This is a genomic window from Alkalimonas sp. (assembly GCF_020831925.1).
Classification (GTDB): Bacteria; Pseudomonadota; Gammaproteobacteria; order Enterobacterales; family Alteromonadaceae; genus Alkalimonas.
This window is the reverse complement of record NZ_JAFIFQ010000007.1, coordinates 14,482-35,462: the sequence shown is the minus strand read 5'-3', so window position 1 is coordinate 35,462 and position 20,981 is coordinate 14,482. Positions and strand designations below refer to the sequence as shown.

The 20,981-nt window shown below is 53.4% G+C and carries 18 protein-coding genes; 5 read left to right on the top strand and 13 right to left on the bottom strand.

Annotated features, from left to right (window positions below; all coding sequences use genetic code 11):
* Window positions 1-462 (bottom strand): ATP-dependent zinc protease, encoded by a 462-nt coding sequence (locus JJU14_RS04110; RefSeq protein ID WP_228611331.1) that lies wholly within the window; start codon window positions 460-462, stop codon window positions 1-3.
* Window positions 459-2,084, bottom strand: coding sequence for a PQQ-dependent sugar dehydrogenase (locus JJU14_RS04105; RefSeq protein WP_228611330.1), 1,626 nt, complete (start codon window positions 2,082-2,084; stop codon window positions 459-461). Before JJU14_RS04105 ends, JJU14_RS04110 begins: the two co-directional genes overlap by 4 nt.
* 113 nt (window positions 2,085-2,197) lie before the next feature.
* On the opposite strand from JJU14_RS04105, the gene JJU14_RS04100 reads away from it, so the two are divergent.
* Complete coding sequence (locus JJU14_RS04100; RefSeq protein WP_228611329.1) at window positions 2,198-2,998, top strand: glycerophosphodiester phosphodiesterase; 801 nt, start codon at window positions 2,198-2,200, stop codon at window positions 2,996-2,998.
* Window positions 2,999-3,048: 50 nt separating this feature from the next.
* The gene (locus JJU14_RS04095; protein ID WP_228611328.1) at window positions 3,049-4,620 is read left to right on the top strand and encodes a leucyl aminopeptidase; all 1,572 of its coding nucleotides are present in this window, start codon (window positions 3,049-3,051) and stop codon (window positions 4,618-4,620) included.
* Between the two features lie 43 nt (window positions 4,621-4,663).
* On the opposite strand, the gene JJU14_RS04090 is transcribed toward JJU14_RS04095, so the two are convergent.
* From JJU14_RS04090 to htpX, 3 genes are all read right to left on the bottom strand, one after another.
* Window positions 4,664-5,995, bottom strand: coding sequence for an MFS transporter (locus JJU14_RS04090; RefSeq protein ID WP_228611327.1), 1,332 nt, complete (start codon window positions 5,993-5,995; stop codon window positions 4,664-4,666).
* A gap of 211 nt (window positions 5,996-6,206) precedes the next feature.
* Window positions 6,207-8,411: an EAL domain-containing protein gene (locus tag JJU14_RS04085; RefSeq protein ID WP_228611326.1), complete on the bottom strand. Its 2,205-nt coding sequence runs from the start codon at window positions 8,409-8,411 to the stop codon at window positions 6,207-6,209.
* A 197-nt stretch (window positions 8,412-8,608) separates the two neighbouring features.
* Complete coding sequence (htpX, locus tag JJU14_RS04080) at window positions 8,609-9,469, bottom strand: protease HtpX (protein ID WP_228611325.1); 861 nt, start codon at window positions 9,467-9,469, stop codon at window positions 8,609-8,611.
* Between the two features lie 181 nt (window positions 9,470-9,650).
* Here htpX and pepE point away from each other — a divergent pair, with 181 nt between their 5' ends.
* A complete protein-coding gene (gene pepE, locus JJU14_RS04075; RefSeq protein WP_228611324.1) occupies window positions 9,651-10,361 on the top strand; it encodes a dipeptidase PepE in 711 nt (236 codons plus the stop codon).
* A 1-nt stretch (window position 10,362) separates the two neighbouring features.
* Here the strand turns inward: pepE and bioD are convergent, their stop codons facing one another.
* From bioD to bioB, 4 genes are read right to left on the bottom strand one after another with little or no spacing between them, the layout of a single operon-like run.
* Window positions 10,363-11,043, bottom strand: a complete 681-nt coding sequence (gene bioD / locus JJU14_RS04070) for a dethiobiotin synthase (protein ID WP_228611323.1) — start codon at window positions 11,041-11,043, stop codon at window positions 10,363-10,365.
* The gene (locus JJU14_RS04065; RefSeq protein WP_228611322.1) at window positions 11,043-11,846 is read right to left on the bottom strand and encodes a methyltransferase domain-containing protein; all 804 of its coding nucleotides are present in this window, start codon (window positions 11,844-11,846) and stop codon (window positions 11,043-11,045) included. The genes bioD and JJU14_RS04065 overlap by 1 nt, the downstream gene beginning before the upstream one ends.
* Window positions 11,846-13,003 carry an 8-amino-7-oxononanoate synthase gene (locus JJU14_RS04060; RefSeq protein WP_228611321.1) on the bottom strand — a complete coding sequence of 386 codons (1,158 nt, stop codon included), beginning with the start codon at window positions 13,001-13,003 and terminating at the stop codon, window positions 11,846-11,848. Before JJU14_RS04060 ends, JJU14_RS04065 begins: the two co-directional genes overlap by 1 nt.
* A gap of 24 nt (window positions 13,004-13,027) precedes the next feature.
* Window positions 13,028-14,068 carry a biotin synthase BioB gene (gene bioB / locus JJU14_RS04055; protein WP_228611320.1) on the bottom strand — a complete coding sequence of 347 codons (1,041 nt, stop codon included), beginning with the start codon at window positions 14,066-14,068 and terminating at the stop codon, window positions 13,028-13,030.
* A gap of 106 nt (window positions 14,069-14,174) precedes the next feature.
* Between bioB and bioA the strand changes: the two genes are divergently transcribed.
* The gene (bioA, locus tag JJU14_RS04050; RefSeq protein ID WP_228611319.1) at window positions 14,175-15,446 is read left to right on the top strand and encodes an adenosylmethionine--8-amino-7-oxononanoate transaminase; all 1,272 of its coding nucleotides are present in this window, start codon (window positions 14,175-14,177) and stop codon (window positions 15,444-15,446) included.
* A gap of 14 nt (window positions 15,447-15,460) precedes the next feature.
* Here bioA and JJU14_RS04045 read toward each other — a convergent pair whose 3' ends face one another.
* A complete protein-coding gene (locus JJU14_RS04045) occupies window positions 15,461-15,829 on the bottom strand; it encodes a hypothetical protein (protein WP_091339867.1) in 369 nt (122 codons plus the stop codon).
* 119 nt (window positions 15,830-15,948) lie between these two features.
* On the opposite strand from JJU14_RS04045, the gene asnS reads away from it, so the two are divergent.
* Window positions 15,949-17,349, top strand: coding sequence for an asparagine--tRNA ligase (asnS, locus tag JJU14_RS04040; protein ID WP_228611318.1), 1,401 nt, complete (start codon window positions 15,949-15,951; stop codon window positions 17,347-17,349).
* A 66-nt stretch (window positions 17,350-17,415) separates the two neighbouring features.
* Here asnS and JJU14_RS04035 read toward each other — a convergent pair whose 3' ends face one another.
* The 3 genes from JJU14_RS04035 to glgC all read right to left on the bottom strand — a co-directional run bounded on the left by JJU14_RS04035 (window position 17,416) and on the right by glgC (window position 20,782).
* Window positions 17,416-17,973, bottom strand: a complete 558-nt coding sequence (locus tag JJU14_RS04035) for an NAD(P)H nitroreductase (RefSeq protein ID WP_228611317.1) — start codon at window positions 17,971-17,973, stop codon at window positions 17,416-17,418.
* 138 nt (window positions 17,974-18,111) lie between these two features.
* Window positions 18,112-19,518: a glycogen synthase gene (locus JJU14_RS04030; RefSeq protein ID WP_228611316.1), complete on the bottom strand. Its 1,407-nt coding sequence runs from the start codon at window positions 19,516-19,518 to the stop codon at window positions 18,112-18,114.
* 31 nt (window positions 19,519-19,549) lie between these two features.
* Entirely contained in the window at window positions 19,550-20,782 is a 1,233-nt protein-coding gene (glgC, locus tag JJU14_RS04025) for a glucose-1-phosphate adenylyltransferase (protein ID WP_228611315.1), read from the bottom strand.
* Between the last annotated feature and the right edge of the window lie 199 nt (window positions 20,783-20,981).

Below are 20,981 nucleotides of genomic sequence, written 5' to 3'. Positions count from 1 at the left end.
TCATTGGTTGGCCTCGTCAGCACGCAACGGCTGCAAATAAGAAGCTTCCGGCACGACCACAAAACGATGGCGTAAGGCCTCGCGGCCCAGCAACATCCGAAAGAGCATGGTGTCACGGCTGGTCAGTGACACCTCAATGGCGAAGCACTCGTGGCCAACCATTACTTCGGTTTTGATAAAATAACGCTCAGTGGTATGCCCGCCCGAGTCGGTCACTTCGCGTTTATCATGCACTTTGGCTTCACACCAAATCACTTGCTCGTTATCGTGTTGCAGCGGGTGCATGCCAAAACGGACCCACTCCTCGCCTTCTTTTTGAAATGGCTCCACAGAAAATGCGTGCAAAGCTGAGCTGCGTGCACCCGTATCTACTTTGCACTTAATGTGTGGGATCTGCAGCTCAGGCAGTGCCACCCATTCCCGCCAGCCAATGGGGCTGACTTCATTCCTTATTGGCTTCAATGCACTTTTGCTCCTGCTCCATCCTGCGCTGGGGTAATTCTAAGCAAACGCCCACACGCATCATCGGTTAATACATACAAGGCGCCGTCTGGCCCGGTGCGGACATCACGTATCCGCTCGGCCAGCTCAGCCAACAGTACTTCAACAATCTCTGCTCCTTGCTCTGTCAAACGAACCCGCTGCAGCTGACGCCCAGCCAAAGCACCCACCAGTAGATCGCCCTGCCAGCCGACAAATAAGTCGCCCTGGTACAGGGTGAGTCCAGAAGGAGCTATCGAAGGGGTCCAGTCGAGCAACGGTAGCTGCATGCCCTGATAGGCGGTAAAAGGGGTGATACGAGCACCGGTGTAATCAATGCCCTGGGTCACCACAGGCCAGCCATAATTCACGCCCGGCTGAATACGATTGAGTTCATCGCCGCCTTTGGGGCCGTGCTCGTGACTAAACAGCTGCTGATTAGCGCTATCATACACCAGCCCTTGCACATTGCGATGACCATAACTGTAGATTTCTGCTAAAGCACCTGCCTGACCCACAAAAGGATTATCTTCAGGTACTGAGCCATCCGGCCAGAGCCGCACGATGCTGCCCAGATGACTGCTTAACCGCTGCGCTTCTTCACGGTAATCAAAACCATCCCCAAGGCTAAGGGCCAAGCTACCATCGGCCAGAAATGCTAAGCGTCCACCGTAATGAGCATTGCCGGTTTTGGCCGGATAGGTCCGGAAAATCTCAGTCAGCTCAGTTAATTCCAACCGGCTTAAATCCAGGCGGGCACTGGCCAGGCAAGTATGATTAGCTCGCATGCGGCCACAAGAATAACTAAGAAATATCTGTTGGCTTTGGGCAAAATCAGGGGCTGGTACCACATCAAACAGCCCCGCCTGGCCGGAAGCAAACACTGCTGGAAGCCCGGCAATGGGTTCTGGCTCCAATCTGCCATCTGCATGGATCAACCGCAACCGACCAGGCCGCTCCGTCACGAGCATGGTGCCACCGGATAAAAAGGCCAAAGACCAAGGATGTTCCAGCTCCTTGACCAAAGTTTCAATCCGATAATTGCTCTCTGCAGCGCTTGCAGCTGGTGTGGCTAGCCCATTGAGCAGCACTACAGGGAGCAGCAGTGCTGCCAGCGCACTGACATCAACTGCCCTGCTTGATCCGGCTGCTGACGATTGTTGCAAGGCTCTGGCAAACAGAGCACCAGCCAAGGCAGCCATTAGCAACAAGCTAAATAAGCCCATTAGAGTGCGGCTGGCTGCGATCAAAGTCGGCATCGGTGCAAGCGCATTCACCAATAACAAGGTACACAACAAACCGCCAGCTGCAGCCAGAGCAAATAAAGCCAACTGCCAGCGTGCAGCTACCCACCTTGTTAGCCAGAGCGCTATACCCTGTGATACCAGATAGCTGCAGCTAAAAATAGCCGCGTAGACAGGCGCAAAATGACGCAAATCATGCAGGCTGGTTGTCAATCGCTCACTGAATGGAATAGCAACACCAAGTTGCTGCAGGGCCAATAAGTTAAACTGAGTTTGCGCCAGGGTGCTAAGCAGCACGGCCAGCAAGCAAGTCCAAATGAAATGCAGCAGAAGTTTGCGCCAAGAAGAGACAGCCAACATGGATTTCCTCCCTATCCTTACCATCTGAGAGCCTTAATAGTAGTGCAGTGATCCTGTAACTGCTATGATTTTACTGTAAAACCAATAGCCTGGTTCAAGATAGGATTCTCAACGTGGTCAATTGGACAGATTACCTTAACAGCCTGGCCAACCAATTGTGGCGCTTTAGCTCCGGCTGTCAGCCTGATGTGGACCCCAGCGGGGTTAAGTTGGTTGCCCATCGGGGAGCCTACCACAGATCCAACCAACAGGATGGCACCAGCATCTTCGAAAACACGATGCCAGCTTTTGAGCGTTGCCTGGTGCACGGGATCTGGGGCATTGAGCTCGATATCCACTTAACCCTGGATGGCGAGCCGGTGGTGCACCATGACCCGGCCTGTGGTCGTTTATTCAACCGGCCAGATCTGGTGATTGCCGAGACCTGCTTTGCCGATTTACGCCGGGCGCTGCCCGCCATTCCCCATTTGCAAGAAGTGATTGAGCGCTATGGCAAGCAGTTGCATCTGATGATAGAGATTAAAGAGTCATGGCGACAACGGCCGCAGCTACCCAACCAGCTCAAAACCCTGCTGCATGATCTGGAGCCAGACAAGCATTTTCATTTACTAAGCCTCGAGCCGGATCATCTTGAAGGCTTTCGGTTTTTACCACCCAGTGCGCTGGTTGACGTTGCTCTGACCAACACCCAGCACATCGTGCAGCAAAACCTGACTCTTGGACACGGCGCTGTGGCCGGTTCTTTTGCCTTGCTCTCGCCCACTATTCTGCAACAGTTAAAAGCGGCTGGTAAACAAACCGGTACCGGCCAGGTGAATCACCCAGATATTCTGAACCGCGAGGTCAACCGAGGCGTAGACTGGATTTTCAGCGATCAGCCACTGCGCTTGCAATGCCCTGAAAAGTCCCGATAATAGGTTTCAGAAAACAATAACATAGCTTTACAACAACAACGAGGTCCCTTATGAAAACTCTGCTTGCGCTCAGTATTGGCGCTGTTTTAACTGGCAGCACCTTACTTAGCCCTGCCGTTTCGGCGGCTACGCCAGCCCCTTACATCCATACCCAATTTAATGTCACCGAGTCGATACAACAAGCCGACTTACTGGTGGTGTTAGTCCCAGAAAATGCCGGTGAGCTGCGTTTAGCTGGCTGGGATCGTGCCAGCCGCAATCATATCAATCGTGCCATCAGTGTGGCTGCCTTTGAAGGCAAAGCCGGATCACAGCTGGAGATAGTGGCCCCTGTCGGCCTGAATTATGGACGTTTACTGCTATTGGGCGTTGGCAACCCTGCTGAGCTTAGCCGTGCCAAAGCCGAAGAAATGGGCGCCAGCTTAAGCAGCTGGGTCAATGGCACCAAAGCAGAAACTGTGCATGTACACAGTCAACTGATTGCCAATGCCGGTGATAATCACCGCATTACTGCGGCTATTGCTCATGGTGTTGAGCTGCGTAACTACCGCTTTGATCGTTACAAAAGCAAGCCTGATGCCCGTCCGGCCCAACGCTACAGCTGGCAAGTGGCACTTGCAACCGATGCCCGCGCTAAATTCGAACAAAAACAGGCTCTGGCACAGGGCGTTTTTACAGCCAGAGAGCTAACCAACCTGCCCGGCAGCGATGGTTACCCGGAAGCTTTTGCCCGCTATGCCCAGCAAGTGCTGGAGCCGCTCGGGGTGGAAGTGACTATTTTGGGCCCAGAGCAAGTCAAAGCCCTTGGTATGGGCGCTTTGTATGGCGTTAGTCAGGGCAGCCATATGAAAGCACACCTGCTGGTGGCACGCTGGCGCGGCAATGACGACGAAGCACCTATCGCTTTAGTGGGTAAAGGTAACAGCTTTGATACCGGTGGTTACAATCTGAAAACTCAGGCAGCCTCCATTTTGCGGATGCACACCGACAAAGCCGGTGGTGCAGCTGTGGTAGGTGCCATAAAATCCCTGGCTGGCCAAAAAGCACCAGCGCATGTGGTTGGCGTGGTGCCGCTTTCCATCAACATGATCTCTGGCGATGCCTATTTGCCAGGCGATGTGGTCACCGCCGGTGATGGCACCACCATTGAGGTAGGCAACACTGATGCCGAAGGTCGCTTGATCCTGGCCGATGGCATCTGGTACGCCCGCGAGCACTTAAACGCAAGGGTGATTGCCGATATCGCTACCCTGACAGGTGCCAAAGTCGGAGCCCTTGGCAACGCTTATTCCGCTATTTTTACCCAGCACAGTGCCATAGAACAAACGCTGCGCCAGGCTGGCGAGCTGGTAGAAGAGCGGGTATGGCCGATGCCACTCGATGGTTACGACAACATAGTACGTAGTCGCATAGCCGATCGCATCAATACCGGCTCACCAGGTGCTCAGGCCGGGGCTATTTTCCTGCAGCACTTTGCCGGTGATACGCCCTGGGTGCATATTGATATGGCCGGCGAAGCCTTCACTGCCAGCGCCAGTGGTATTCACCCGGAAGGCAGTACTGGCCATGGTGTGCGCCTGCTAACCGAGTGGGTAAAGCTTTATCAGCAGCATAGCCAGTAAGCTAACCCCTGCTGACGGTTTTCGTGAACCGTCAGCAACTTCCCTACTCTTTATCCTGCCAGGCTTCGGCCACCGCACTGCCCCGACTTTCATTGAGCGGCAGTACCGCCACTATCGCCAATGCAAACAACAGCAAACAAAAGATAATGGCATCCGCCAGACCAAAGGCCCACTGCATCAAGCCAAGTCCGACCATGCCAAAGACAGCGGCCAGCTTGGTCGTCATGCTCCAGAAGCCAAAAAACTCTGCCGATTTCACATTCGGTGTCAGCACCCCGACCAAAGCCCGGGCCGCCGATTGCGACGCCCCTAAACTGGCCCCGGCCAACACACCGGCAAATAAAAACACATACTGCGCCTGCCAATCGACGTTCAGCAGATGGTGGCTGACCACGGTAAGCCAGGGGGTTTGCCAAATCGCCAAAATTGCCAGTAGCCACAACAACAAGGTGAGAATGTAGGTGGTGCGGGCGCCAATCGCACTTTGCAAAAAGCCAAAGCCTACTGCACCAAGGGCAGCGGTGATCTGTACGGTAACAAACATCAACACCCTTACTTGCTCATCCCAGCCAATCACCTGAGCACCGTAGATAAAGGAAAACGCAATGATGATGTAAATGCCGGCCATGGCAAAGAACACCGAAATCAGTAAGGTACGCAGATCGCGAAATTGCGGCAGATGCTGCCAGGTTTGCTTAAGGCGTGCCAGGCCGGCTCTGAGCAGCGTTTGGCCTGACGGCAAAGTGCGCTTCGTGCCCCGCTCGCGCAAAAACACAAAGGTAGGAATGGCCGCCAGTAAGAAAAACACAGCAGCAAAAGGCCCGACATAGCGGATGGTGTCGTAGTTCTCCAGCGAAACTTCGCCCAGAAAGTACAGGGTAAAGGCCGTTGCTATTAGGCCACCGACATAACCCAGGCTCCAGCCAAGGCCAGAGATCCAGCCGAGCGCCTTGCGCGGCCCCAGATCGGTTAAAAAGCTGGCAATAAAGCCCTCGCCAATGGCATAGGCAAAATTTGAGACAATAATCAGCAACATGGCCGGCACGATCCAGCCGGGCTCGACCAGATAGAGCAGCGCCGTCGCACCGACGGTGAGCAGGTAACTGGCGAATAAAAAGCGTTTGCGGCTGGCAGAAAAATCCATCACAGCGCCACAGACCGGATTCACCACCACCACTAGCAAATAACTGATAGCCAACGACAGGCTCCACAGCAAATTGCCGGTGCGGTAGTCAGGACTGTCCCCAACCACAATGCGGGTAAAAAGATCACCGTAGATCACGGTGATAATCAGTAAGGTATAGGCCTGATTGGCGAAATCAAACATCGCCCAGCCGAAGATTTCACGTTTTGGAGCCAGCTTTGTCGGAGTCATGGCGCACTCACAAAAGAAGTTTAACATCACTTTAGCACGAAAAGATGCTTAGCTGCTCCATCGGATAATGTCGCTGCAAGCTTCAAAAAAGATGTTTGCAGTGGACCATGACATAATATGACACCTTTTTGAAAAACAGTGGATAACGGAGCAATTCGAATACTGTAAGATAACAACCATGATGTGTTGCGTTGGATGTTTTTGGCCAATGTCAGGTTTGCTGATTGTTAGCCAACCACTCCGTTAAACGCTCTATTGGCATGGGCCTGGCAATACCATAACCTTGGCCATACCGGTAGCCAATTTCCAGCAACTTCTCAATATGGGCGCTACTTTCTACCCCTTCAGCAATGGTTTTTAGCTGAAAGCTGGCAGCAAGTAACCCAACGCCTTGCAAAATGGCAAGATCTTCTGAATCGGTCAGAATATCCCGTACAAAACTTTGATCCAGCTTGAGTGTGCTGATAGGCAGTCGTTTTAGATAGCTTAACGACGAGTAACCCGTACCAAAATCATCCAACGAGAAAGAAACGCCAAGCTTAGAGCACGCTATCATGGTTTGTGATGCATGTTCAAAGTCCTGCAGGGCACTGGTTTCTACAATTTCAAGCTCTAGCAGAGTAAATGATATATCCGGATAGTTCATGGCCAGTGTTTCAAGTTGATCAACAAAGTCAGCTGCCTGCAAATGATTGGCTGCTATATTGACCGAAATCGGCAATTCAACTCCCTGCGCCTGCCAATCAGACAGCTGAAAAAAGGCTTGATGCAGTACCCATTGCCCTAACTTAATCCCAAGAGTGTGCTGCTCTATAAGCGGAAGAAAATCTGACGGAGGGAGCAAACCTTGATCGGGGTGTTGCCAGCGAATCAGTGCTTCCACACCAATGCATTGACCAGTCACAAAGTCAACTTTAGGTTGATAAAACAAAACAAATTGATTGTGTTGCAAGCCATCATCAATCGCCTTAAGGCGTTGGTGCATGGTTCTCATGTGCTGATCAGCTGCAATATCAAAATAGTGAATACGATTTTTTCCGGACTGCTTTGCCAGGTACATGGCTTGATCCGCTTGCCTGATTAATTGCTCCGGCTCTACAGACGGCTCCTGAGGGTAAAAACTAACACCGATACTTGCCGATAATTGGGTAGCGATGCTGTTTACCTGGACAGGATATGCCAATGCGGACAGCACATCCTGTAACACAGCATCACAATCCTGCAACTGATTCAAATCTGGCAGCAGTAAGACAAACTCATCACCGCTGATCCTTGCAACACAGTTGGACTCAGAAAGACGATACTGTAAGCGACGGCTTAGTGCCAACAAAACCTGATCACCATAGGGATGGCCAAATTGATCATTTACTGCTTTAAAACCATCTAAATCAATAAAAGCCAAAGCTATTAGATGCTTCTTATCCAACGCATGCTGCATAGCTTGTTGTAATTTTTCTGCGAATAAAAAACGGTTCGGCAGCCCGGTTAAAGGATCGTAGTGAGCCAACTGCTGCAACCGCTTTTGCGCTTGTCGCCTATTTTGCTCAAGCTGGGCAAGTCGATGTTGTGTTTGACTCAACCAACCTGACACCGTATTGACCTGTTGATCCGTCATAGGCGCCGGCTCTGTAAAGTTACCCTGTCCCAGTTGCTCAATGCGTCGATAAAGCTCACCAACGGACGCTCCTAACACCGCAGCTTCACGTTTCTTGAAGCGCCATAGCAGCCACAATAGCATCACACCAAGTACAAGAAATAGCATCAGCAGTAATCTAGCCTGACGTTCAGACTTTGCAACCGCAGCATCTGTGCGTTGTCTCATCTGGCTGTACAATTGATCAATAGGTTGCATAATACCTGCTTTGGCTTCATGGTAAGCAGACCCATGCAGCATCGAGAGTGCCTCTTCACGCAGCGTATCATCCCCCGTTTCCACCAGGCTCATTGCCTTTTGTTCGAGATTCACCAGCGCATCAGAAGCTTCCTTGGCAGATACCAGCTGGGAAAGTTCATGCTCTGTAAAACCAGCCTGTCGCATCAACTCCAACAAAGCCACACTTTTGCCAGCAGGGCGAGGCCGGTTATCGGATTCATCGACCAGGTCCCAATAAATATGATGATAATCAACCGGGCGAGGTAAATCACCATTTCGAATCGCCAAAATTTCATCAAAATACCGTCGAAAGCGCTCATCACCTGTCACTGCATAGGTGCGAACCATCCTGGTTAAGTCATCTGAAGACTGGCGTAATTCATCCGCTAACAGAAAGGATTGCAGGCGTTGATTGTGGGCACGCTCAATTCCGCGTCCAGCATTCACATAGAGCAAAAAGCTGATCACAAACAAAAAAAAGACCAGTAGTGTCAATAGCAGACGAGCATCCAGCAACTGAAATAAACGGGTTATAGGCTGCAACCACGACCTCACTACTCGAATGAAACACTTTATCGTTTAAGAATAGCATAGAACGATTCGGAGAAAAGAATCAGGATCTTACTATCTAACTGAGATTTAGGGCTTTAACTAAATCCAGTTTAGGCTTTTATGATAGTAAAGTACAAAAAACCGGCCCTTGCAGAGCCGGTTTTTGGGAGTAGATTGCACTTTGCGGTTTAGAACTCGCGGGTGTTTTGCAGCGCGGCGATGCGTTTTTCCAGCGGAGGGTGCGACATAAAGAGTTCTGACTTCTTGCCACCACCTGCGATACCAAAGGCGGCCATGCTGCCTTCCAACCGGCTTTCATGGTTGTGCTGCAGGCGCTTTAACGCGGCAACCATCTTATTGGCACCCTCCAGACGGGCAGCACCGGCGTCGGCACGGTATTCACGCTGACGTGAGAACCACATCACAATGATACTGGCCAGCACACCAAACAGCATTTCCAGCGCAATCACGATGCCGAAGTACGCCATGGTACCCAGCTGCTGATTGTTCTGACGGATGGCACCGGCAATCAAACGTGCCAGGAAAATCACGAAGGTATTGACCACGCCCTGAATCAGCGTCAGCGTCACCATATCGCCATTGGCAATGTGAGATACTTCGTGCGCTAATACGGCTTCGACTTCGTCTTCACGCATATTGCGCAACAAGCCGGTGCTTACCGCGACCAGAGCATCATTGCGCTTCATACCGGTAGCAAAAGCATTCATCTCAGGCGAGTCGTAAATCGCCACCTCTGGCATGCCAATGCCGGCTTTACGGGCCTGCCGGGCGACGGTATCGACCAGCCACTTTTCGGTGGCATTGCGCGGCTGCTCAATCACCACAGCACCGGTGGAGCGCTTGGCCATCCATTTGGACATCGCCAGCGAGATAAAGGAGCCACCAAAACCAAAAATAGCGGCGAATACCAATAAGCCACCAATGCTGGACCGATCAATACCGAAAAAAGTAAAAATAACACTCAGTGCAATACTCAGCACCACCAGTACAGCCAGGTTGGTTGCTAAAAACAACAGCACTCTTTTCATGGTGAAACCTCACTTAAAATGATAACTGCCCTTAATATAGGGCTGCCGGCTGAATTTTCAATGAATACACGACCAACGCCCGGCGAAAAGAGTGTAAGCAAAGTTGTCAGCCGTTTGTTCCTTCCGTACACTTGGCCCCCTCTTTATCATACCTTACCCCCATCTGATCACGGAGACGATGATGCAGCTTTTAGCTCTGAGCAGTTCCAAAGTCAATAACAGCGATTACCTGGCCCCTTATCTGAACTGGATCGATCAGCACCTGTCTGGTTGTCGCCGGGTATTGTTTATCCCCTTTGCTGGTGTTAGCGTTGACTTTGATGCCTATCAGGCCAGGGTTGCTGCTGCACTGCAACCGCTTAGCATTGAACTGGACAGCCTGCATCGCTTTGACAACCCGGCGCAAGCGGTGGAAGACGCCGAAGCCATCCTGGTAGGTGGCGGCAATACCTTTGCCTTGCTAAAGCGGCTGCAACAGCTGAATTTACTGGGCCTTATCAGAAAACGCGTAACCGAAGGACTGCCTTACATCGGCTGGAGTGCCGGTGCTAACCTGGTGGGTGTAAGCATTCGCACCACCAACGATATGCCGATAGTACAGCCTGACTCCTTCGAAGCTTTGGGACTGCTGCCGTTTCAGCTGAACCCGCATTACACCGATCAGCACCCGGCCGATTTTCATGGCGAAACCCGCGATATGCGGCTGGCTGAATTTATGGAGTTAGAGCCGATGATGCCCATTATTGCCTTACCGGAGGGCAGTGCTTTATTGCGCCAGGGCGAGCAACTGACCGTACTGGGCGAACCGGGCGCTTATCAGTTTAAAGCCGGCGACAAGGGCCATCTGACTGCTGGCAGCGATCTATCCGCGTTACTCAGAAACCGGCCTTAACTCAATTTGGCAGCAACTGTGCCAACAAAGTCGCGGCCAGTTGTTGTTGCAGCTTAGGACTGGCACCGGCTGGCTGGTGTGGCAGCACGCCCAAACATGGCGCTGGTATACGCTGCTGCAAATCGGCAATATTTTCCTGCTGCAGCTGCATGGTTGGATCGATGCAATTGGCCACCCAGCCGAGCAAGCGAAGGCCGGAGCGCTCAATTTCACGCACCGTCAGCATGGCATGATTCAAACACCCCAGCTTAATGCCCACCACGAGCAGCACCGGCAATTGCTGCTCTGCTACCCAATCGGACAGGTAACGGCTGGCCGATAAAGGCAACAACCAGCCACCAGCGCCTTCCACCAGCACCAGCTCGGCTTGTTGCTTCAGATCGCTCAGCTGCTGGCTGAGTACCGCCTCATCCAGAGGCTGCTGCTCGATCACAGCCGCCAGGTGCGGCGCTACCGCAGCCTGCAACAATACCGGGTTGATGGCGGCATAATCCAGCGACACGGAGCTGGCGGCCTGCAGCGCCAGTGCGTCCGGATTTTTGCCGGAACTATCGACCCCGGCGGCGATTGGCTTAGCACCAACAGTCCGGTAACCGGCCTGAGCCAGCCCTTGCAATAAAGCACGACTGACGTAGGTTTTACCGGCATCGGTATCGGTGCCAGTGACAAAGAAGCTTTGCATCAGCGCTTTACTCCGGTCAAATACGCCACCTGATAGCTGGCGATGATGGTGTCTGTGACGCTGCCTGCTGAGCTGTCTGAAACCTTTAGGCCCACCGCTTTCGGATAAGCCTGCTGCAACTGCTGCCAGTAATGACGCCCGGTAAGGCCTTTACGCTCTTTATCCGGCACATAGTTGGCACCGAGCGATTTAAGTTCCCGCCCAAGCGACAACACATCCGGATAGCTTAGCTGCACAGTTTCGCTGTGCAATTGCCAGTCGATAGCCGGAGCGCCTTGCTGCATAGCCAAAAGCAGCGCATCGGCCGTTAGGAACTGATTCACATGCGGCGACAGCTGCAGGGCTAAAAAGGCCTGGCGCAATTCGGCTAAAGTGCCTTGCACTAAGGTACTTAACGCAACCTTACCACCGCTTTGTAGCACACGTTCAAGCTCGGCAGCGACCTCGGCAGGCTTAGGGCACCACTGCAGCATCAGGTTGGAGAAAACCTGCTGCACCGAAGCCGATGCCAGCGGCAAAGCTGCCGCATCGGCCTGAATGTACTCGTTGGCTAATCCCGACTGCCGGGCCTGGTACAGCATACCGGCACTCAAATCAACCGCCAGCAGGCTGTTGCAACGCTGTACCAGCTCCGGATGCAGCCAGGCCGGACCACAGCCCAGATCCAGCAGACAACCCCTGGGTTCAGCCGGCAGCCGATTTAGTAACGCGTAACCAGTTAAGCGCTGCAAACGTGCCGCGTTACTGTAACTTTGGCAGGCTTTGCCAAAATGGCGGGCAATGGCTTGCGCCTGAACAGACATCAAAACAGCTCCTGCAATGCAGCCACCAGAGTACGGATCTGCTCTGGCTGATGGGCTGCGCTTAAGGTAATACGAAGCCGGGCTTTGCCGGCCGCAACGGTTGGCGGTCGGATCGCCGTCAGCCAAATGCCCTTCTGTTGTAACGCCTGGCTCACTGCCAGGCAGCGGCTGGCATCGCCAACCAACACCGGCTGAATGGCAGAGCCTGATGGCAGTAGCGGTAAATCAGCCGCCTGCGCCAGCTGCTGAAACAAACACAAATGCTGCTGCAAGCGCTCGCGCCGCCAATCATCCTGCCGGCACAGCTGCACCGCTTTGCGCTGCGCCCAGCACAGCGCTGGTGATAAAGCCGTGCTGTAAATGTAATGACGGCCAAACTGGCGCAGGTAATCAATCACGGTGGCAGAGGCGGCAATAAAACCGCCTGAGCCACCCAGCGCCTTGCCAAAATTCGCCATCAAGGCCTGCAACTGGGAAGGCGCTATCCTCTGCTGCTGCCAGCTGCCCCGCCCCTCAGCGCCAAACACGCCAAGACCATGCGCATCATCCAGCAGCAAAGGTGCCTGATGCTGAGCACAGAGCGCTGCCATAGCAGCCAGATCCGGGCTGTCGCCATCCATGCTAAAGACCCCTTCGGTCACCACCACGGCTTTGCCTGCCGTGTATTGGGTCAGTAGCTGTTGCAAGGAACTCAGATCATTGTGCAAAAAGCGCTTAAAACCGCCGGCATGAGCGGTGGCCGCATCAATCAGCGAGGCATGGCTTAGCTTATCCAGCAGGATGCGCTCATCGTTCGCTACCAGGGTCTGCAGCATCGTCTGATTGGCAGCAAAGCCGGAGCTAAACAACAGCACCTCATCAAAACCGAGCCAGTCGCACAGCGCCTCACAAAGCGCCTGATGGGGATACTGATGTCCGGTCACCAAAGGCGAGCCGGTACTACCAAGGCCAAATCGGGCAGCGCCTTCGGCCAGTGCCGTGAGCACAGCTGAGTCCTGCGCCAGGCCAAGGTAATCATTACCCGAAAAGTTCAGGTAATCTTTACCCTGCACCCGCACCTTACCATCCGGCAGCGGCTGCATGCAGCGCTGGCTGCGATGCAGTTGCTGCTGCCTGCGCTCTGTCAGCGTTTGTTGCATGGTGGCAAGTTGCGTCATAGCATCGTCTTTGCTGGCTAGAAATTAGTTAACAGCATGGTACAGCGGCGCTTGCTGCTGCTCTTTAATCGCATCGGCTAGTGCCAGTGCGTGCGCTTCGTCCGAGACGTCCTGGCGCTGCTCTGGACGAATGCCCAGCTTGGCAAACAACTGCATGTCGGCATCGGCTTCCGGGTTATCGGTGGTCAAGAGCTTGTCACCATAGAAAATCGAATTGGCACCTGCAAAGAAACACAGCGCCTGCATTTGCTCGTTCATCCGGCTGCGGCCGGCCGAGAGCCGCACATGGCTGGCTGGCATCATAATACGAGCTACCGCGATGGCACGGACAAAATCAAAGGCGTCCATATCATCGACATTTTCCAGCGGTGTGCCCTGAACTTTTACCAGCATATTAATCGGCACACTTTCCGGATGCTCCGGCAGATTCGCCAGTTGCATCAGCAAGGCCGAGCGATCGTTGGCCGACTCGCCCATCCCCAGAATGCCGCCGCAGCAGACTTTCATGCCGGCATCGCGCACATGCTGCAAGGTATCCAGCCGGTCCTGATAGGTGCGGGTGGTAATGATTTCGCCATAAAACTCCGGCGAGGTATCCAGGTTGTGGTTGTAGTAATCCAGGCCAGCGGATGCCAGGCTCTGCGCCTGCTCGGTGTCAATCATGCCCAGCGTCATGCAGGTTTCCAGCCCCATGGCCTTCACACCACGCACCATTTCAATCAGATACGGCATATCGCGCTGCTTGGGGTTGCTCCAGGCGGCGCCCATGCAAAAGCGGGTTGCGCCTTTGTCTTTAGCGGCCTGGGCCTGGCGCAGTACTTTTTCTACTTCCAGCAGGCGCTCACGCTCCAGCCCGGTATTGTAGTGGCCGCTTTGCGGGCAGTATTTGCAATCTTCGGCGCAGGCACCGGTTTTAATCGACAACAAGGTGCTGACCTGCACCTCGTTCGGGGTAAAGTGCTGACGATGCACCGTCTGGGCCTGAAATAGCAGATCGTTGAATGGCAAGGCGAACAAAGCGTTCACTTCAGCTAAGCTCCAGTCGTGACGAATGGCTGTAGACATGAGGATCCCCGTTTGGATTGTGGTTCGAATGATTTTTCGCTAGTCTAGCCGCCAGCCCTGACTTGTCAATCTGATTTGCACGCACAACTTTACTGATGGTTATTTTATGAGCATTGATTTAGCGTTTGACCGGGAGCACATCTGGCACCCCTACACCTCGATGATCGATCCGTTGCCGGTGTATCCGGTGGTGGCCGCCGAGGGCTGCGAGCTGATCCTGGAAAATGGCCAACGGCTGGTGGATGGTACAGCCTCCTGGTGGTCGGCGGTGCATGGTTATCGCCACCCGGTGCTGGATCAGGCACTGACCGAGCAGCTTAGCCAGATGGCGCATGTGATGTTTGGTGGCATCACTCACCCGCAGGCGGTGACCCTTTGCAAGCAGCTACTAGCCATAACCCCGGCCTCGTTAACGAAAGTGTTCCTGGCCGACAGCGGCTCCATCGCGGTGGAGGTGGCCATTAAGATGGCGCTGCAGTACTGGCAAGGTATGGGTAACACCGATAAAACCGAGCTTATCAGCCTGCGTAAGGGCTATCATGGCGATACCTTTGCCGCTATGGCGGTCTGCGATCCGGTCGATAGCATGCACTCCATGTTTGCCCGCTTGCTGCCAAAGCATCATTTCCTGCCGGCCCCAACTTGTTCTTATGATCAAGAATATCCGGCTCACAGCACAGCGCCACTGCGGCAGTTGCTCGAGCAACGTCATAGCAAAATAGCCGCCTTGTTGCTGGAGCCCATCGTGCAAGGCTATGGTGGCATGCGTTTTTATCATCCAAGCTATCTGGCCGAGTGCCGGGCGCTGTGCGATGAATTTGATGTCCTGCTGATTGCCGATGAGATTGCCACCGGCTTTGGCCGCACCGGCAGCCTGTTTGCTTGTGAAAAGGCCACTATCGCTGCCGATATCCTTTGCTTAGGCAAAGCCTTAACCGGCGGCTACCTGACCATGGCGGCAACCCTGTGCACGGACCAGGTAGCGCTTGGCGTCAGCCAGAGCGAAGCTGGCGGCCTGATGCATGGCCCGACCTTTATGGCCAACCCGCTGGCCTGTGCCGTAGCCAATGCCAGTGTTGGTTTAATTCAGGCTGGCCACTGGCAACAGCAGGTGCCTGCCATTGAAGCCCAGCTGCGCGCTGAGCTGGCCGCTTGTCAGGCATCACCTTTGGTGAAAGAAGTACGGGTATTGGGGGCTATTGGCGTGCTGGAGATGCATCAGAGCGTCGATGTGGCTAAGTTGCAACAGCATTTTGTTGGGGATGGCGTTTGGATCCGGCCTTTTAACCGGCTGATTTACCTGATGCCGCCTTTTATTATCAGCCCGGAGCAAATCAGCCGCTTATGCTGGTCGATGCGGCGAGCCGTTTTAGGCTAAAGTCAAAGCGGCCTTTAGAGCCGCAGCAGATAAAGTCCAAGCGCGATAGAGGCCAGCAGCAGGATCACCAGGTTAAAATGCAGCCGATCATCCTTACGGCGCAAACGTAGCCGGTTTAACACCAGGCTGATGGCGCTTAGCAAGGCTGTGCCATACAGCATGGCCTGCAACCAGTTGGTCAGCGCCGGATGCCAGTCGCCGCGAATTTCAATGTCCCAGTAACGTACCAGGCCAGTATCCATTTCCGGCCGGGCATAATGCACCAGCAACAAAGCCAAAATGAACAGTACCCAGGCCAGTACCGCCAGCCAGGCAAACAGCTGGCGTACCAGATCCGGCCCCTGACGACGATCATTTTTAAATGCACTGTGTTCTGTAGTCATATACGCGCTAAAAACCTAAGTTTTACTTGTGTTCAGTCACTGCGTCAGTATCATTACACGTCTTAATCATTTGACCAAGTTTAACCGCCAGGTTTCCAACTTACACGGAGCTTTCAAGCATGTCCGATGCTGTGATTCATGATGTTTTAAGCGGTCGCTACGCTGTTGGCGATACCGTTACTGTCAAAGGCTGGGTGCGCACCAAGCGCGACTCCAAAGCCGGCATTTCCTTTGTCGCTGTGCACGATGGCAGCTGCTTTGATGCCGTGCAGGCTGTGGTGCCTGCTGAATTGCCGAATTATGAGAGCGAAGTCAAGCGCCTGACCACTGCCTGCTCCGTGGTCGTGAGCGGCACCATTGCCCGCTCCGAAGGCCAGGGCCAGCAGTTTGAAATTCAGGCCAGCTCGGTAACTGTGGTTGGCTGGGTGGAAAACCCGGACACCTACCCGATGGCACCGAAGCGCCACTCGATGGAGTACCTGCGCGAGTTTGCTCACCTGCGGCCACGGACCAATATCCATGGCGCTGTGACCCGGGTTCGTAACTGCTTGGCGCAAGCCGTGCACCGCTTTTTCCATCAGCGCGGTTTTTACTGGATCAGCACCCCAATCATCACCGGCTCGGATACCGAAGGTGCTGGCGAGATGTTTCGTGTCAGTACCCTGGATTTGGAAAACCTGCCACGCACCGAGGCCGGTAAAGTAGATTACAGCAAAGATTTCTTTGACCGCGAGACCTTCCTGACCGTATCCGGCCAGCTGAACGTAGAAACCTACTGCTGTGCCCTCTCCAAGGTGTACACCTTTGGCCCGACCTTCCGCGCTGAGAACTCCAATACCAGCCGTCACCTGGCTGAATTCTGGATGATTGAACCGGAAGTGGCTTTTGCTGAGCTGGCCGATGTGGCCCAATTGGCCGAAGACATGCTGAAGTACGTGTTCAAAGCGGTACTGGAAGAGCGTGCCGACGACATGGCCTTCTTTGCCGAGCGGGTCGATAAAGACGCCGTTAATCGCTTGCAAAAGATGGTGGACTCCAGCTTTGTGCGGATGGACTACACCGATGCCATTGAGATCCTGCAAAACTGCGGCAAGACCTTCAACTACCCAGTGGAATGGGGCATTGACTTGCAATCCGAGCACGAGCGTTACCTGGCCGAAGAGCATGTGGGCGCGCCCATCATTTTGCAAAACTACCCGAAAGACATCAAAGCCTTCTACATGCGCCTGAACGAAGATGGCAAAACCGTAGCGGCCATGGATATACTGGCACCGGGCATTGGTGAAATCATTGGCGGCAGTCAGCGTGAAGAGCGGCTGGACAAGCTGGATGAGCGGCTGGCAGCTATGGGCCTGGATAAAGACGATTACGGCTGGTACCGCGATTTGCGTCGTTACGGCACCGTGCCACACTCAGGTTTTGGTCTGGGCTTTGAACGGCTGGTCAGCTATGTCACCGGTATGGGCAATGTGCGCGATGTGATCCCCTTCCCGCGCACCCCTGGCAACGCCGATTTCTAATAGCCACCGCAAGCCAGAACGAATCAGCCTCGCTTAAGCGGGGCTGATTGCTTTAAAGCTGTACCATTAAAACTCAGCAAAGAAATCGGCCGGATCCAGGCCGGCGCGAATGCGCACCTCTGATGCGGGTGTGCCCAAATACAAAAAACCGACAATTTCATCGTCTTCACCCAGCTCCAACGACTGCTTGACGAACTCCATCTCGGCATACATGCCGGTACGCCAGATACCACCGTAGCCTAAGGCAAAAGCAGCTTGCTGCATCGCCATCACCGAACAAGCAGCGGACTGAATTTGCTCGTGCAGCGGGATCTTAGACTCGCTGTTGCAGCGGGCAATACAAACAATCACCATAGGTGCCCTTAGCGGCAGCTGCCGGGCACGCTCCAGCAAATCATTGGAAATGGTCGGGTCATCCTCTACCGCGGCTTCGGCAAAAATATCTCCCAATCGTTCCAGCGATGATTTGCCCTGCACAATCAAAAAGCGCCAGGGCCGCAAAGCACCATGATCCGGTACCCGCAGTGCCGCTTGCTTGATCAGTTCCAGAGCCTCCCCCTGTGGGGCTGGTTCAATTAAACGCGGACAAGATTGTCGTGTGGTCAGTAGCGTGATCGCATCCATCATCAAACCTTTTCTCAGAACAAAAACTGCGACGTTAAAGTTAGCAACAAGGCTATCAGAAGTTTTTCAGGCTGCCTACGGCTTTTGCTGCTATTTGTACTCAAGACAGGTCAACCGCTGAGGAATCACTCAGACTGCTCAGTTTTCTGCCAAAGCTGCCTGGTACAGCGCTTCGTACTGCTCACGCGCCTGTTGCCAGCTAAACAACTGGCTCATGCCGCGTTGTTGCATGGTCTGGTACTCCGGCTGGTTCTGATACAGCACATCTGCTTGTTGCAGTACTTGCAAAAGTGCAGCGGCCGTTGCTTGCTCAAAATGCAGACCGGTACTATCAGGTTCCGGGTACGGCACCACCGTATCTTTCAGACCACCGGTCGCTCGCACAATCGGCAAGGTGCCATAGCGCAAACTGTAAATCTGATTCAGACCACAGGGTTCAAATAAAGACGGCATCAGGAAAAAGTCGCCGCCCGCTTCAATTTTATGCGCCATCGCTTCATCAAAGCCCATGACAAAGCTCATCTGGCCCTTAAAGCGAGCCGCCAACGCAAACAAAGCCTCGGTGTATTGCCGCTCCCCGGTCCCCATAATCAACACCTGAGAATCCGTGGTCGGCAACCACTGCGCCAGAGCCGGTAGCAGGTAATCAAAACCTTTTTGGCTGGTAATACGACTCACCGCTACATACAGCGGCACAGGCTTGTCCGGCAGCTGATGATGCTGACGCAACCAGGTTTTGCAGGCCGCTTTACCAGAGAGATCCGGCCAATCGTAATTGGTCACCAAATGCGGGTCCTCGGCAGGATGCCACAAGCTGTAATCACAGCCATTTAAGATACCTCGAAAATCAGCCTGGCGCTGCTGGTAAAGCGCGGCTAAACCATTGGCGGCCGGCTCACTCAGTAACTCATCGCGGTAGCCGCTACTAACGGTATTTAGCTTGCTAGCCGTCAGAATGCCTTGCCGCAACAGGTTGACTGGCTCCGCGCTTTCCGGCAGCTCCAGTTGGCTGGCCCAGCTGGCTGCCACCACTTCCTGATAAGCCCCATTGTGAATGGTAAACACAAAACGACTATGGGCAAAAAAATCATCCTGTGTCTGTTCCTGGTGCAAATAGACACCAGCCAACGCAGTTTGCCAATCGTGGCCGTGAATGATATCCGGACAAAATCCATGCTCCCGGCACCAGGTCAGTGCTGCTTTGCAAAAAAAAGCAAAGCGCAACGGGTTATCGGCATAGCCGTGTTCTCCATCGTCGTAGGGACGTAGCCGCTGGAAAAACTCATGATGCTCGATGAGCCCAACGGAAACGCCATCCTTGTTCAGATGACGCACTGCACAGCCAAAAGGACGTTGACCAAGCGTCAGATACACCGATTGCCAGTTATCTGTTTGAGTCTCGTACAAGCTGGCGTACTTCGGTAGCAGTACCACCACCTGATGACCGGCCTCGACCAGAGCTTTGGTCAGGCCCCGGCAGGCATCGGCCAGGCCGCCGGTTTTTATCAGCCCTTCGTACTCACTGCATAACATCAAAATACGCATTCAACGAACCTTTATTTTTTTAACGCCAGATTTAATCAAAGCCAACCCGGGCTCCTTTAGGGATCACAATAACACCGCCTTCAGATACATGAAAACGCTGACTATCCAGGCTCATGTCTTCACCAATAACGGTATTGGGTGCAATTTTGACATCTTTATCAATGATGGCACGGCGAATGCGGCAGCCCCGGCCAATGTCGTTGTTGCCCATCAACACACATTTCTCAATGTAGGCATGGCTGTGTACATGCACATTGTAGCCAAGAATGGAGTGATAGACGATGGAGCCGCTAATAATGCACCCCGACGATACCATGGAGCTGATGGCCTGGCCGGTGCGATTGGCTTCATCGTGCACAAACTTAGCCGGTGGCATTGGCGGCGTGTAACTGCGCAGTGGCCAGTAACGGTTGTACAGGTCAAACGGCGGGATCACGGCAATCAGATCCATATTGGCTTCATAGTAGGAGTCGAGTGTACCAACATCACGCCAGTAACCACGGGATATTTCCTGCTCACCCCGGATCATGTTGCTTGAAAAATCATACACATAGACATCCCCGCCCGGGTACAGTTTCGGAATGATGTTTTTACCAAAGTCGTGGCTGGAATCCGGATCCGCCGCGTCGGTTTCCAGGCTGTCGATCAAGCAACCTTTTTCAAAGATGTAGTTGCCCATAGAAGCCAGTACATAGTCTGGCCGGCCGGGTATGGTTTTAGGGTTGGCTTGTGGTTTTTCTTCAAAGCCAATCATTTTGCCGCTCGCATCCACTTCGATAACACCAAAATGATGGGCGTCAGCCACTGGCACCGGAATGGCAGCCACCGTCATGCTGGCATTGTTTTGACGGTGAAAATCCAGCATTTGTCGCACATCCATCTTGTAAATGTGATCGCCACCGAAAATGCAGACTTGCTCCGGATCCAACCCATGGATCAGATGCAGGTTCTGATAGATCGCATCGGCGGTACCCAGGTACCAGTGTTTGCCGGTTTGCATTTGCGCCGGGATAGGATCAATAAACCGATTGGTTAACCCCGATACCCGCCAGGCACGGCCCAGGTGTTTCATCAGAGAGTGCGATTTAAATTGGGTAATCACGAAGATTTGCAAAAAATCCGAGTTGACGAAATTGTTTAGTACAAAATCAATAATGCGATAATTGCCACCAAAAGGCACCGCCGGCTTGGCACGGATCCCGGTCAGTGGCGCCAGTCGCGTCCCCTCCCCCCCGGCTAAAATCATGGTTAACACACCTGACATACCAACTCCCTGTGAATAGATAAAAAAATAAGATAGCAAACAGAGCTCTGCAAAGCTGAGGCCATTTTGACTAAGTGATGGCCACATTGCAGTATAGCCGCTTGCATTGCATACGTATGCGGTAATTTAGGCTGCCGGTATGTCACTATCATGACAACTGCACCAGCATGCAGCAAAAGGCGGCTTTTGTACGCACCAA